Source organism: Pseudomonas sp. WS 5071 (genome assembly GCF_012985765.1).
Classification (GTDB): domain Bacteria; phylum Pseudomonadota; class Gammaproteobacteria; order Pseudomonadales; family Pseudomonadaceae; genus Aquipseudomonas; species Aquipseudomonas lundensis_A.
Window position 1 is genome coordinate 57,667 of sequence record NZ_JAAQWY010000018.1, and the last position, 13,152, is coordinate 70,818.

Annotated in this window: 12 protein-coding genes, 1 tRNA gene and 1 pseudogene; 7 read left to right on the forward strand and 7 right to left on the reverse strand. The window is 59.1% G+C overall.

Annotation, left to right across the window (positions count from 1 at the left end):
- Positions 1–146: 146 nt before the first annotated feature.
- From HBN61_RS12840 to HBN61_RS12855, 4 genes are all read left to right on the forward strand, one after another.
- Positions 147–2,366 carry an AsmA family protein gene (locus tag HBN61_RS12840; protein WP_170046905.1) on the forward strand — a complete coding sequence of 740 codons (2,220 nt, stop codon included), beginning with the start codon at positions 147–149 and terminating at the stop codon, positions 2,364–2,366.
- Positions 2,363–3,430 (forward strand): A/G-specific adenine glycosylase, encoded by a 1,068-nt coding sequence (gene mutY, locus HBN61_RS12845; protein ID WP_170046906.1) that lies wholly within the window; start codon positions 2,363–2,365, stop codon positions 3,428–3,430. The genes HBN61_RS12840 and mutY overlap by 4 nt, the downstream gene beginning before the upstream one ends.
- Positions 3,427–3,699 (forward strand): oxidative damage protection protein, encoded by a 273-nt coding sequence (locus HBN61_RS12850; RefSeq protein WP_047272894.1) that lies wholly within the window; start codon positions 3,427–3,429, stop codon positions 3,697–3,699. Before mutY ends, HBN61_RS12850 begins: the two co-directional genes overlap by 4 nt.
- A 104-nt stretch (positions 3,700–3,803) precedes the next feature.
- A tRNA-Phe gene (locus HBN61_RS12855) sits at positions 3,804–3,879 on the forward strand.
- Between the two features lie 311 nt (positions 3,880–4,190).
- On the opposite strand, the gene HBN61_RS22840 is transcribed toward HBN61_RS12855, so the two are convergent.
- The 4 genes and pseudogenes from HBN61_RS22840 to HBN61_RS12870 form a co-directional block, all read right to left on the reverse strand.
- On the reverse strand, positions 4,191–4,373 hold the full coding sequence (locus HBN61_RS22840) for a hypothetical protein (protein WP_346266459.1): 183 nt from the start codon (positions 4,371–4,373) through the stop codon (positions 4,191–4,193).
- Positions 4,347–4,613 (reverse strand): annotated as a pseudogene (locus HBN61_RS12860) (S-type pyocin domain-containing protein); the annotation flags it as partial. The pseudogene HBN61_RS12860 and the gene HBN61_RS22840, both read right to left, overlap by 27 nt.
- Positions 4,614–4,828: 215 nt before the next feature.
- The gene (locus tag HBN61_RS12865; protein WP_170046907.1) at positions 4,829–5,080 is read right to left on the reverse strand and encodes a bacteriocin immunity protein; all 252 of its coding nucleotides are present in this window, start codon (positions 5,078–5,080) and stop codon (positions 4,829–4,831) included.
- A complete protein-coding gene (locus tag HBN61_RS12870; protein WP_170046908.1) occupies positions 5,077–6,441 on the reverse strand; it encodes a pyocin-S2/colicin E7-DNase domain-containing protein in 1,365 nt (454 codons plus the stop codon). The genes HBN61_RS12865 and HBN61_RS12870 overlap by 4 nt, the downstream gene beginning before the upstream one ends.
- A 282-nt stretch (positions 6,442–6,723) precedes the next feature.
- Between HBN61_RS12870 and HBN61_RS12875 the strand changes: the two genes are divergently transcribed.
- A complete protein-coding gene (locus tag HBN61_RS12875) occupies positions 6,724–7,194 on the forward strand; it encodes a hypothetical protein (RefSeq protein WP_094993207.1) in 471 nt (156 codons plus the stop codon).
- A gap of 6 nt (positions 7,195–7,200) precedes the next feature.
- On the opposite strand, the gene arsB is transcribed toward HBN61_RS12875, so the two are convergent.
- Entirely contained in the window at positions 7,201–8,484 is a 1,284-nt protein-coding gene (gene arsB, locus HBN61_RS12880) for an arsenic transporter (protein WP_169964568.1), read from the reverse strand.
- A 28-nt stretch (positions 8,485–8,512) separates the two neighbouring features.
- On the reverse strand, positions 8,513–8,749 hold the full coding sequence (locus HBN61_RS12885; protein ID WP_094993209.1) for a DUF1272 domain-containing protein: 237 nt from the start codon (positions 8,747–8,749) through the stop codon (positions 8,513–8,515).
- A 211-nt stretch (positions 8,750–8,960) separates the two neighbouring features.
- Here HBN61_RS12885 and HBN61_RS12890 point away from each other — a divergent pair, with 211 nt between their 5' ends.
- Positions 8,961–9,566, forward strand: a complete 606-nt coding sequence (locus tag HBN61_RS12890) for a biliverdin-producing heme oxygenase (RefSeq protein WP_094993302.1) — start codon at positions 8,961–8,963, stop codon at positions 9,564–9,566.
- Complete coding sequence (locus tag HBN61_RS12895) at positions 9,563–11,800, forward strand: ATP-binding protein (RefSeq protein WP_094993210.1); 2,238 nt, start codon at positions 9,563–9,565, stop codon at positions 11,798–11,800. Before HBN61_RS12890 ends, HBN61_RS12895 begins: the two co-directional genes overlap by 4 nt.
- Positions 11,801–11,912: 112 nt before the next feature.
- Here HBN61_RS12895 and gltS read toward each other — a convergent pair whose 3' ends face one another.
- A complete protein-coding gene (gltS, locus tag HBN61_RS12900; RefSeq protein WP_094993211.1) occupies positions 11,913–13,121 on the reverse strand; it encodes a sodium/glutamate symporter in 1,209 nt (402 codons plus the stop codon).
- Between the last annotated feature and the right edge of the window lie 31 nt (positions 13,122–13,152).

Here is a 13,152-nt window from a genome sequence, read left to right on the forward strand (position 1 = left end):
CAACAGGTGTCTAAACCGTACCTCACCGGTTTCCCGCCTCTGCATCCGACACAAGTCGCATCTGGCCACAGGCAGCCGACGCGTGGCGCTATACTCTGCGGCTAAATTTAAAACTGACCTTCACACAGACTTACAAGGACCTGCCCATGAAAGCGTTCGGCAAAATCCTGGGTCTGGTGCTTCTCGGATTGTTGCTGATCATCGTGGCTCTTGGCTTTGCCTTGAGCCATTTGTTTGATCCCAATGACTACAAAGACGAGATCCGCCAGATAGCCCGTGACAAAGCCCACATTGAGCTGACTCTCAATGGCGACATTGGCTGGAGCCTCTTCCCCTGGCTCGGCCTTGAACTGCACGACGCCAGCGTGGCCACCCTCGCCGCACCGAACAAACCGTTCGCTGATCTGCAAATGCTTGGCCTGTCCGTTCGCGTGCTGCCGCTGCTGCGCAAAGAAGTGCAAATGAGCGACGTACGGGTTGAAGGCCTGAACCTGCGCCTGACCCGCGACAAAGCCGGTCACGGCAACTGGCAAGACATCGGCCAGCCCGCACCGGCCACCGCCAGCGCCCAAACCCCGGCACAGCCTGCAGAGCCCGCGCCGACTGCCAAATCCGACACCGCCAGCCAGCCGATCAAGCTCGACATCGACAGCTTGACCGTGAACAACGCTCGGGTTGAGTACAACGACGAGCAAAACGGCAAGCAGTTCAGCGCAGAAAGCATCCAGCTGAGCACCGGCCCGATTCATGAAGCCACCAGCACCCCGGTCAAATTGACCGCGTTTCTGGGCACCAACCAGCCCGTTATGCGGGTCAAGACCGAGGTCGACGGCAAGCTGCGCTTTGACCGCGTCCTCAAGCGCTACCAGTTCGAAGACATGAGAGTCACGGGCGAAGCCTCGGGCGAGCCACTGCAAGGCAAAACCGTGACTTACGCCGCGCAAGGCCAATTATTGGTCGATCTGGCTGCGAACGTCGCTGAATGGAGCAGTTTGAAGATTTCCGCCAACCAGCTGCGTGCGCTGGGTGAACTCAAGGCCCACAGCCTGGACACCACCCCGCAGATCAGCGGCGGCCTGTCGGTTGCCCAACTTGACCTGGCCAAATTCCTCGACAGCATCGGCCACCCGTTACCGCCTATGGCGCCGGGCAGCCTGAGCAAAGTCGAAATGGTCAGCCGCCTGTCCGGCACGCCCACCAGCGTGACCTTCGATGAGCTGAACCTGAAAGTCGACGACAGCACCTTCACCGGTCGCATCGCCGTCGACGACTTCGCCAAACAGGCCCTGCGCATCCAGCTCAAAGGCGACACGTTTGACGCTGATCGCTACCTGCCGCCAAAAACTGCAGAAGCCGCCAGCGCCACAGCCGCACGCCAGGCCGAAGTACAATCGAGCGAGGCTGGCGCACTGGCCGCTTCGGGCGACACGCCATTGCCTGCCGCGCCGACCAAAAGCGGCTGGAGCACTGCCAAGCTGATCCCGATCACTCGCCTCAAGGCGCTGGACCTGACTGCCGACATCAGTTTCGGTCAACTGACTGTGAGTCAATTGCCGATCCAGCGCGCAGCCCTTAAAGCCAACAGTAAAGACGGCCTGCTGACCCTCGAAACCCTGCGTGGCGATCTGTACAAAGGCAACTTTGCTGCCAACGGCAGCCTTGATGTGCGGCCGATGCTGCCGCTGGTGAACCTGCAAACCCAAATCAACAACGTGCCGGTGGAAAAAATCCTGCAAAGCCAGGGTCAAAAACCGCCAATCAACGGCCTGTTAACCCTCAACAGCAACGTCACTGGCAGCGGCAACAGCCAGAACGCACTGATTGAAAGCCTCAACGGTACCGCCAATTTCGTGCTCAACGACGGCGTGCTGCTTAACGCCAACCTTGAGCAGCAACTGTGCCAGGGCATCGCCATCCTCAATCGCAAAACCCTGAGCGGCGCGCCACGCGGCAAAGACACGCCGTTCAAGGAGCTCAAAGGCAGCCTGGTGTTCCGAAACGGCGTGGCCAGCAACCCGGACATGATCGTGCGTATCCCCGGCATGAGCGTCAAAGGCGATGGCGACATTGACCTGCGCGTACTGGGCATGGATTACCGCATCGGCATCACCATTGAGGGTGACAAGGGCGCCATGCCTGACCCGGCGTGCCAGGTCGGTAAAAACTTCGTCGGTGTCGAGCTGCCTTTGCGCTGCCGTGGCCCGCTGGAGCTAGGCGCCAAGGCCTGCCGCCTGGACAAGGAAGGCTTGGGTAAAGTCGCAGCCAAAGTGGCGGGCAATAAAATCAGCGAAAAGCTTGAAGAGAAACTCGGCGACAAAGTCAGCCCGGAACTCAAAGAAGCCCTCAAGGGGCTGTTCAAGCGATGAGAGATGAGCAGTTCGCAACCGTGGTGCTCGAGTGGTTCGACCGCCACGGCCGCCATGACCTGCCCTGGCAACAGGGCATCACCCCTTACCGGGTGTGGGTCTCGGAAATCATGTTGCAGCAAACCCAGGTCAGCACCGTGCTGAACTACTTCGACCGGTTCATGGCGTCATTGCCGACGGTCGAAGCGCTGGCCGCCGCTCCCGAAGATGAAGTGCTGCACCTGTGGACAGGGCTGGGCTACTACACCCGCGCCCGCAACCTGCAAAAAACCGCAAAGATCGTCGTCGAACAATACGGCGGCGAGTTCCCCCGGGACGTCGAGAAACTGGTGGAGCTGCCCGGCATCGGGTTATCCACTGCGGGGGCGATCGCCAGTATCAGCATGGGCCTGCGCGCACCGATCCTCGACGGCAACGTCAAACGCGTGCTGGCCCGCTACACCGCACAAGAAGGGTATCCGGGCGAGCCCAAAGTGGCCAAACAGCTGTGGGCCACCGCCGAACGCTTCACCCCTCACGACCGCGTCAACGCCTACACCCAGGCGATGATGGACATGGGCGCCACGCTCTGCACGCGCAGCAAGCCGAGCTGCCTGCTGTGCCCGCTTGAAACCAGTTGTGAAGCTCACATGCTGGGCCTTGAGACACGCTACCCGATCCCCAAGCCACGCAAAGCGCTGCCGCAAAAACGCACATTGATGCCGATGCTGGCCAATGGCGAAGGTGCAATTTTGCTCTATCGTCGTCCTTCAACGGGACTGTGGGGCGGCTTGTGGAGCCTGCCTGAACTCGACGACCTCAAGGACATCGAGCACCTGGCGCTGCAACACGCGCTCAAGGTAGGCACGCAACAACCCATGCCCGGCCTGACGCACACGTTCAGCCATTTCCAGCTGGCCATCGAGCCGTGGCTGATCCACGTCAAGGAGTCCGGCCATCACGTGGCCGAGGCTGACTGGCTCTGGTATAACCTCGCCACCCCGCCGCGCCTGGGCCTGGCGGCCCCGGTCAAAAAACTGCTCAAACATGCAGCCGACCTATTGAACGCAGGAGAGTCGTCATGACCCGCACCATCATGTGCCGCAAGTACAAAGAAGAATTGCCCGCGCTGGAACGCGCCCCCTTTCCGGGCGCCAAGGGTCAGGACATTTTCGACCACGTCTCGGCCAAGGCCTGGGCCGACTGGCAAAAACACCAAACCCTGCTGATCAACGAAAAGCGTTTGAACATGATGAACGCCGAAGACCGCAAATATCTGCAAGGCGAGATGGACAAGTTCTTCAGCGGCGAAGAATACGCAAAAGCAGAAGGCTATGTCCCGCCGAGCGAGTAAACCCCGGTTTTAAAGGGTTTGGTCTGTAAGCGACGGTAATAATTAAATATTTTTCAAAAAAGTGTTTGACGGATTATCGAAAAAAGCTTCTAATGCGCCCCGTTGCCCAGATAGCTCAGTCGGTAGAGCAGGGGATTGAAAATCCCCGTGTCGGCGGTTCGATTCCGTCTCTGGGCACCAAAATACCGAGAAACCCCCAAGGAACCATGTGTCCTTGGGGGTTTTTTATTGCCTGCGATTTTATGGTTGCCGGACCATTTCTGGACCAAGGCGCTTTAGGCGTGGGATTGAAAGCCGTCCAACTGACTTTCGGTGCCAGCCCCAGCACTGAATAGTTTTAATCTGAATCCAGCTTTCAACTTGAGAGCCTCCCTCAGACACGCTGAGGCGTCGGCCATACAGTCCGCCACAACGCAACCCGTTCGCTCCCCCTGGCACGCCACAGGGCCTCTGAACCCTCCCGATCGCCTTTCAGTCCGCACGATTACACGTCACGTGGTGCGCGAGATGCGAAACCATGGGCCATTATCCGCCCCCAGCTCCGGGGAGCAGATCAAGTCTGGCCCTGCCGGGTGCTCGCTTACCTTCTGGCAGCGCAGCAAGTGCAAGTCAGTACGATCATCGTTTTCGACTGCTTCGGCTTGCTTGGTTACGCCATCACCCAAGTCAGCCACTTGCCGGGAACCTTGGGCAACGAACTGCACCACGGGAATCATTTCCCAGTCGCGGCGCTTCTGGGTGTTGTAACCGTACCCCTTCAAGGTGCCATCGGCCTGCTGCTCAACGTGTTCGCGAACACTTTTACGTCTCTCTTTAAGCGTCTAGAGCTGTTCTTCTGTATATAGGCGGCTGTCGCCCAAGCTGGATGGCCACAGCAATGCAACCACGCCCGCCAATACACGAGCAGCGTCACCAGTGGCTTGGAAAAGGCTTGCTAAACCCGTTACGACTCCTCAACCGGATTCCTTGAGAATTCTTAATCCGCAAGCTTCAACGCCCGCGCTTCCCCGAGCAGCAACGGCGTATTCAGTGGACGTCTGAAGTCATTTCACCGTTGACGGTAAGCGATGTTCACACTCTCTCACCGGGCATCACAGCTATGCACAACAATGAGACTGGCGAAGGGAAATCAATTGTCCTTGAATCCCGGCAAACCCTGAGCCGCCCGCCACTCTTTCACCGCCTGAGTGATGCCTGATGCCGAATCATCAGCGCCGTCTTCTGGGTAGAAAATCAGGTCGGACCCGGCAGGATGCTCGCTCACTTCTTCGAACAGAAACACCATCTTGTCTACTTCCAGCTCCGTGCCATCGTGGTTAATGATGCGCTGTAGCAGGGCTTCGAATTCGCTTTCTGTGTATTCGCTGAATGTGTTTTTCATGATGCCTGCCTGTCTTCCTTATGAATTTCAACGTGACGCTTTGGCGTGGCTACGCAGAGGTTATCAATATCGTAAATAGCGCCACCATGTTGAATGTGTTCGATGTGGTGTATCTCGTAACGACCGTTCCCGCCGTTGCGTTCTGCTTTCGGTGCAAACGGTGAATTGCCTTTCGCTAGCCAGCCTTGGTTAGTGGCGTTGAACTGACTCAGTAGTTCGGGATCATTGCCTATGGCAGTCCAGAGTGCAGCCCTGAAATCATCAAAATGCTTAAATGTCTGTCCCCGTAACTGATCGGCAATTCTCGTTGGTATCGGTGAGCCAAGTCCTGCGCCAGCGCCAGCGCCAGCAAGCCAGATGCCGGACACGTCTTGTCCTTGGCCAGTGACAGCGCCTGTTGAGTGGCGAGCACTCACTACGATGTACAACGGCTGCACACCAGAATCAGCCGGGAACACCAGAATGAAATCGTTGTAAGCATCCGGGTAAATCGGACTGACGATAATGTTATCCGCCTGTTCGGTGGGCGGATAAATCCAAATCTGTGGCGCCTTTGGAGCGCTTTCTAACGCTGGAATACCTAAGGTGTTGGACGGGTCAGCGGCGGGTGTCCATATCAGGGTTACGCCATCGCCCAAGTCAGCCACTTGCCGGGAGCCTTGGGCAACGAACTGCACCACGGGAATCATTTCCCAGTCACGGCGCTTCTGGGTGTTGTACCCGTAACCTTTCAAGGTGCCATCGGCCTGCTGCTCAACGTGCAGGCGAACACGTGTACGTCCCTCTTTAAGCGTCTGGAGCTGTTCTTCGGTATATAGGCTGCTGTCGCCCAAGCTGGATGGCCACAGCAATGCAACAACGCCCGCCAAAGTACCAGCAGCAACACCCGTGGTGGTCCCGGACGCCACAGCACCAGCCGTACACAAACCACCACAAGACACACCGCCTGCGGTGCCAGTAGCAACGCCCCCTAAGAGAAGTGTTCCCAGTGACGAGGGTACGGAGCCGCTGATTTTCTTAAGGGGAATGTTTCCTTGTACATCCGTTTCACGGCCGCCCAGCAAGGCAAACTCGCCATATTGGCTAACCGGATCGGTGGGGATGGCTCCGCCGGGACTGATGTAGTTGATGGTCCCGTATGGCAGCGTGCAACTCTTGGCAAAGACGCATCCGCGCGAGGCCACTTCATCCGGCGTCTTGATCGAACGCCTACGTGCGTCAGCTGCCCGCTCGTTCCGTGCATTCGCCGCCAGTGTTCTGTCCCAAGCGGCCTGTGCGGCCTCTGTCGCCTCGGCATGTCGCCTGTTGCCATCTATCCCATTACATCCCAGGGTATTCGGGAAGATATTCTTAACCGCCATAACATCCCCTGCGCAAATTGACGATCCGTGTTCGCCGCCTAAGTGCGACAGGACGCTACTTCACAATGTTTGGCTTATCCGTAGGAAAACTCTCAAAAGTTATAAAAAGTCGTCTATCAGGCCTACCGATTTGGTCGGAAGGTTTTGGGGCATCTGGCCCGTTTCTGACCGCGCTTTACACGGGTGAAGGGGAGATAGAACAAGGATAACCAGCCACTTCGCTTGGCGATTGCGAAGAGATGGAGTTCAATCCTCTCCTCAGCCTCCACAGGACACGCGTTCATGGCAACGCCAAAGAAACAGCACAAGCACGCGCAGCGGGCCAAGTCCAAAGCCAAACAGAATCGTATGGGCAAGCCAGCGAACGCTTCGGCTTCTGCCCAGATCGATCATCCGTTCGATGACGTGAAGATCGACCTCAGCACCTTCGACTTCCAGGACATCAAGGAAAACGGCTTCGAACCTTCAGATTTCGACGACCTGTTCCAGGCCATGAAAGCCGCCGAAACCAGCGGGCTGCAAGCCATGTGCAGCGTGTTCCTGCAATACCCGGTGCTGGAGCTGGTGATTTCAGAGGAAGAGGAAGAAGACGCCACCGATTTTCTGATGGGCCTGTTGATTGCCTTCCGCATGACCGTGCACGGTGACGACGAAGACGCCGCACTGGCCTGGGTCGAAACCCCGGCCTTCCAGTCTGCTTACGTTGAAGCCTCGCGCCTGCTGGCCGAACATAGCGCCCGTAACGCGCACTGACCGCCCTCAGCCACCCAACCGAACAGCAAGCGCTGCCAAGGTAATCAGCAACACGGGCACGGTCAGCACAATGCCGACCCTGAAGTAATACCCCCACGTGATGCGGATCCCCTTGCGCGCCAGCACGTGCAGCCACAACAACGTGGCCAGGCTGCCAATCGGGGTGATTTTGGGGCCCAAATCGCTGCCGATGACGTTGGCGTACACCATGGCCTCCTTGATCACGCCCGTGGCGCTGCTGGCGTCGATAGACAGCGCGCCGATCAGTACGGTCGGCAAGTTGTTCATGATCGACGACAGCAACGCCGTCAGCAGCCCCGTGCCGAGTGTGGCGCCCCACACGCCATGCGCGGCGAATGCATCGAGCCAGCCGGCCAGTACGTTGGTCAGCCCGGCATTGCGCAAGCCATAAACCACCAGGTACATGCCCAGGGAAAAAATCACAATCTGCCAAGGTGCTTCCTTGAGCACTTTGCGGGTTGAAATCTTGTGCCCGCGAGCCGCGATCAACAGCAGTAACGCCGCGCATAACGCCGAGATGGCACTGATGGGGATGCCCAGCGGCTCCAGCGCAAAACACCCTGCCAGCAGAATAGCCAGCACCCACCAACCGGCGATAAACGTGGCGCGGTCGTGAATAGCGCTGGCCGGGGAATCCAGTTCGGCGGGGTCATAGCGCGCCGGAATATCGCGGCGAAAGAACCACAGCAGCATGCCCAGCGTCGCCGCCACGCTCACCAGGTTGACCGGCACCATGACCGCTGCGTATTGGTTGAAGCCGATTTTGAAGAAGTCGGCCGACACGATGTTCACCAGGTTCGACACCACCAGGGGCAAACTGGCGGTGTCTGCGATGAACCCCGCGCCCATTACAAACGCCAGGGTCGCCGCTGGCGAGAAGCGCAGCGCCAGCAGCATGGCAACCACAATCGGGGTCAGGATCAGCGCCGCACCATCATTGGCAAACAGCGCCGAGACCAGCGCGCCGAGCAATACCATGAAGGCGAATAGCCGTTTGCCACTGCCCTGCCCCCACCGCGCCACATGCAACGCCGCCCAGGCAAAGAACCCCGCTTCATCCAGCAACAGGCTGATAATAATCAGCGCGACAAACGTGCCGGTGGCGTTCCAGATAATTGACCACACCAAAGGGATGTCGCTCACGTGCACCACGCCAAAGATCAGCGCCAACACCGCCCCCATCGACGCGCTCCAGCCCACACCCAAACCGCGGGGCTGCCAGATGACCAACACAATCGTGAAGACGAAAATCGCACTTGCTACCCACATCAAACGTTTTCCTCGCTACAGCGTTTAATTAACAGCCTTCAGGCGTGTTCACCCGCACCGTGGAGGCCGGGTTATCGGTGAGCTTACTGGCCGGGCGACGCGGACGGGCCAGCAGTTCGCCGCCGCAGTTGGGGCACAGCCCGCCCAGTTTTTGTTCTGAGCACGCGGCGCAGAAGGTGCACTCGAATGAACAGATACGTGCATGTGACGCATCCGGCGGCAAATCGCAATCACAGCATTCACAATTGGGGCGCAGTTCGAGCATGGTGAATCCTCGCAGTCACGGGGGCCATAAAATGACGTGTTCGATCGTACCGTCGATCCAGTGTTGAGCCCTTGGGCTCGCACAAAGTGCTATCAATCTGCCAGACTTTTCCTTCACGACCTGACAGATTAATTGCACTTTTTTCACGCCATGGCTTCAAAAAGTCATGAACGTCTATTTATTGCGCACGCAGAGAGCCCTGTTACACGGCATGCCACCAGTCCAACCTTCCCCTGCTGCGCCCAGCGTCCTGAATGATCTGCGCGCCGGTACGCACACCCTGCACGTTGCGCTGGAGCAGCGTTTACCGTTTTTTTCAGACACGCTCGACCTCGAACGTTACACACGCTTGCTGGGTGCGTATTTCGGGTTTTATGAGGCGCTGGAAGACCGGCTGATGCGCAGTGCGTTCATCCCGGCAGGCTTTGACCTGCATGCGCGACTCAAGACCCCTGCCTTGGCGCAGGACCTGTCAGCACTGGGCATTGACACCCAAGCCCTGCCCCGCTGCCCGCACCTGCCTGACTTGCGCAGTGAAGCCGCCACGTTGGGCGTTTTGTATGTGCTCGAAGGCGCCACCCTGGGTGGCAATGTGCTGCGTAAGAGGGTGGCTGAGCAGTTGGGCCTTGATGCCGATACCGGCGGCGCTTTCCTGTTTGTGTATGGCGAAGACACCGGCCAGCACTGGAAAGCATTTCTGGAATTTTTGGGCAGTGTGCCGCTCGATGCCACAGGGCGAAGCGAAGCCGCACAGGCTGCCTGTTCAACGTTTAGCTGTTTCGAGCAGTGGCTCGAACGCCAGGAGGTTTTGCTATGAATCCACTCGACACTGAGGCGTTTGAAGCCCTGCTGGTCAATTGCGCCGATGAACCTATCCGCTACCCGGGCGCCATTCAGCCCCACGGCTTGCTGCTGACGTTGTCTGAGCCTGACCTGCACATCCAGCAAATCAGCGACAACGTACAGCGCTTGTTTGGCCTGAGCGCTCAGGCGCTACTGGGCGAGCCGCTGGCCATGCTGACGGGCCCCGAAGCGGCTAGCGCCGTCAAGAATGCGGCCGTGTTTGCCGCCCAAGTGGACGTGCCGCCGCTGGAGCTGGAACTGCAGGGCATTCAGTACGAAGGCCTGTTGCACCGCGAAGGCGGCGTGTTGGTGCTTGAGCTGGAATTGAAGCCCGACGCGGTACAGATCCAAAGCACGATGGACAAAGTGCGCAACCTGAGCCGCATGCTGCAACGCTTGCAAGCGGCCAAAACCTTGCCCGCTCTGTACGAAATTTGCGTCCAGGAAATCCAGGCCCTCACCGGCTACGACCGCGTGCTGATTTACCGTTTTCAGGAGGAAGGCCACGGCCAAGTCATCGCAGAAGCGTCAGCACCGTCGATGGAGCTGTTTAACGGCATGTTCTTCCCGGCCTCCGATATCCCGGAGCAAGCCCGCGAGCTGTATCGCACGCATTGGCTGCGGATCATTCCGAACGCCGACTACCAGCCGGTCGAACTGGTGCCACGCCTGCGCCCCGACACCGGCGAAGCGCTGGACCTGAGCGGCGCCGTGCTGCGCAGCGTGTCGCCTATTCACTGCCAGTACATGAAAAACATGGGCGTGCTGTCGTCAATGAGCATCTCGCTGATGGACGGCGAGCGGTTGTGGGGCCTGATCAGTTGCGGCCATCGCCAGCCGCTGCACGTGCCCCACGAACTGCGCATGGCCTGCCAGACCATCGGCCAAGTGCTGTCGCTGCAAATCAGTGCGCTGCAAACCCTGGAAATCAGCCGCCAGCGCGAAGCCAAAATGGACGCGCTGGTGCAGCTCAACACTGCCATGGTCAACAGTCAGGAGAATGTCTTTGACGGCCTGGCCGCAACCCCTCAATTGCTGATGTCACTCACGGGCGCCAGCGGCGTGGCGATTATGGAAGACAAGGTGCTGCACCGTTACGGCGAGTGCCCGCAACCTGATGAAATCCGTGCGCTGTACCAATGGTTCAAGGCGTCAGGCGATTCGGTGCTCTCCAGCCACAGCTTGTCCACGCTTTACCCGCCCGCCGCGGACTACAAAGACATCGCCAGCGGCCTGCTGGCCATGACCCTGCCCAAGCCGGTCGACAATGCCGTGCTGTGGTTTCGCAAAGAGGTGAAGGAAAGCATCCCGTGGAGCGGCGACCCGAATAAACCCCTCAACCTTGAGGCCAGCGCCACCGGCCTGCGTCTGAGCCCGCGCACCTCATTCGAGCTGTGGAAAGTCGAGATGGACGGTATCTCCAGCAAATGGAGCCACGGCGACCTGTTCGCGGCCAACGATCTGCGCCGTTCGGCCCTGGAGAACGATCTCGCCCGCCAAGTACTGCGTGAACAACAGGCGGTGCGTGCCCGCGATGAACTGGTGGCGGTGGTCTCCCACGACTTGCGCAGCCCCATGACCATCATCTCGATGCTCTGCGGCATGATGCAAAAAGCCTTCAGCAGCGACGGCCCGCACACCTCACGCCGCATCACCTCGGCCATCGACACCATGCAACAAGCCAGCAGCCGCATGAACGTGTTGCTGGAAGACTTGCTGGACACTTCCAAGATCGAAGCCGGGCGCTACACCATCAACCCGCAGCCGCTGGACGTGACCCAGATTTTTGAGGAAGCGTTCTCGTTGCTGGCACCCTTGGCGCTGGACAAGTCGGTAGAACTGACCTTCAACGCTGAGCCCGACCTGAAGATCCACGCCGACCCGGAACGCCTGTTCCAGGTGCTCTCGAACCTGATCGGCAATGCGATCAAGTTCACCCCGGCAGATGGCAAGATCGGCGTAGCGGCCATGTCCAATGGCGATGAAATCGTGTTCAGCGTGCGCGACTCCGGCAAAGGCATTGCACCTGAGCAGTTGCCGCACATTTTCGAGCGCTACTGGACGGCCAAAGAGGGCAATGCCGCCGGCACGGGGTTGGGGCTCTACATCTCCCAAGGCATCATCAAGGCCCACGGCGGCCAGTTGCTGGCCGAGAGCAAGCCGGGCGAAGGCAGCGAGTTTCGCTTTACCGTGCCGAAACTCGCCTGACAACGCCCCGTCTACGGGTTGGCATCACTGCGGCAGTCGCTGCCGGGGTTCGGGGCTGTGATCGATTGCGACGCGATCGGCCGCCTCGTACCTCGCCAGCCTATTGACCGGCTCAGGCAAACGCGTTGATGAACCAGGTGATCATCGGGATCGCCACGATGTCGATCAAGACCGCGCCACACAACGGCACGATGATGAACGCTTTGTACGAAAACACTTTGTAGTGATCGCAGATTGCGCCCATGTTGGCCACGGCATTGGGCGTGGCACCCAGCCCGTGCCCCATGAAACCTGCGCACAACACAGCGGCGTCGTAGTTGCCGCCAAACAGGCGAAACAGCACAAAGATGCACAGCAGCAACATGATCACCACTTGCACCACCAGAATCACCAGCAACGGCATACCGAGCTGTTCCAGCTCCCAGAACTTGAGACTCATCATGGCCATGGTCAGGAACATGCCCAGGCTGACATCACCGATGGTGCTGACCGCATGGTCGGGCAGTTCTACCGCCTGGGTACGGTCGTTGAGGTTGCGCAGCACGATCGCGACAAACATGGCGCCCACGTAGCTCGGCAACACGATGCCCAAGTGTTGCTGCAAGCTACCGCCCAGCCAGAAGCCCACCACCATGATCACCACGATGCAGGTCAGCAGGCGCAGTAGCGTAGCTGCGTCCAACGCCGCAGGCGGTGTGTGGACCGCACCTTCAAACGCCTTAAGCGAGCCCGCGTCTTCCGCTTTGACACTCAGTTTGTTGCGCTCGATCAACCAGCGCGCCAACGGGCTGCCGAGCAAGCCGCCCGCCACCATGCCGAAGGTAGCCGCCGCGAGTGCTGCGGTGGTCGCCCCCACGGCACCCAGGTTTTCGGCAATCGGGCCAAAGGCCGCTGCCGCGCCAAACCCGCCTTCCAGCGAAACCGCGCCCGCCATGATGCCCAGCAACGGATCGATGCCCAGCGCCTTGGCCACGCTCACGCCGACCACGTTTTGCACCAGCGCCAACCCCCAGCACGCACCGAGGTAGATGAACAGCAGCTTGCCGCCCTTGCGTAACAAGCCCAGGCTGCCGCCCAACCCGACGGTGGTAAAGAACGCGACCATCAAGGGGGTTTGCAGGCTGGTGTCGAGGGTCAGGTCGAGCAGTTGCCGATCGCGCAACAGCCAAATCAGCAAGGCAAAGCCGAAGCCCCCGATCACCGGCGCGGGGACGCAGAGTTGGCGCAGCCAGTAACTGTGTTTTTTCAGTTGGGCACCCAGGCCCAGCAGGAGCAACGCGAGAGCGAGGGTGCTCAGCGCATCCAGTTGGAATGTCAGCATGGCGAATTTCTCTTTTTTTTATGATTCAACA

What these genes read in the sequence shown, in the direction of transcription:
- HBN61_RS12840 (WP_170046905.1), top strand. Translation starts at nt 147, where the DNA reads ATGAAAGCGTTCGGCAAAATCCTGGGTCTGGTGCTTCTCGGATTGTTG.
- mutY (WP_170046906.1), top strand. Translation starts at nt 2,363, where the DNA reads ATGAGAGATGAGCAGTTCGCAACCGTGGTGCTCGAGTGGTTCGACCGC.
- HBN61_RS12850 (WP_047272894.1), top strand. Translation starts at nt 3,427, where the DNA reads ATGACCCGCACCATCATGTGCCGCAAGTACAAAGAAGAATTGCCCGCG.
- HBN61_RS12865 (WP_170046907.1), bottom strand. Translation starts at nt 5,080, where the DNA reads ATGAAAAACACATTCAGCGAATACACAGAAAGCGAATTCGAAGCCCTG.
- HBN61_RS12870 (WP_170046908.1), bottom strand. Translation starts at nt 6,441, where the DNA reads ATGGCGGTTAAGAATATCTTCCCGAATACCCTGGGATGTAATGGGATA.
- HBN61_RS12875 (WP_094993207.1), top strand. Translation starts at nt 6,724, where the DNA reads ATGGCAACGCCAAAGAAACAGCACAAGCACGCGCAGCGGGCCAAGTCC.
- arsB (WP_169964568.1), bottom strand. Translation starts at nt 8,484, where the DNA reads ATGTGGGTAGCAAGTGCGATTTTCGTCTTCACGATTGTGTTGGTCATC.
- HBN61_RS12885 (WP_094993209.1), bottom strand. Translation starts at nt 8,749, where the DNA reads ATGCTCGAACTGCGCCCCAATTGTGAATGCTGTGATTGCGATTTGCCG.
- HBN61_RS12890 (WP_094993302.1), top strand. Translation starts at nt 8,961, where the DNA reads ATGCCACCAGTCCAACCTTCCCCTGCTGCGCCCAGCGTCCTGAATGAT.
- HBN61_RS12895 (WP_094993210.1), top strand. Translation starts at nt 9,563, where the DNA reads ATGAATCCACTCGACACTGAGGCGTTTGAAGCCCTGCTGGTCAATTGC.
- gltS (WP_094993211.1), bottom strand. Translation starts at nt 13,121, where the DNA reads ATGCTGACATTCCAACTGGATGCGCTGAGCACCCTCGCTCTCGCGTTG.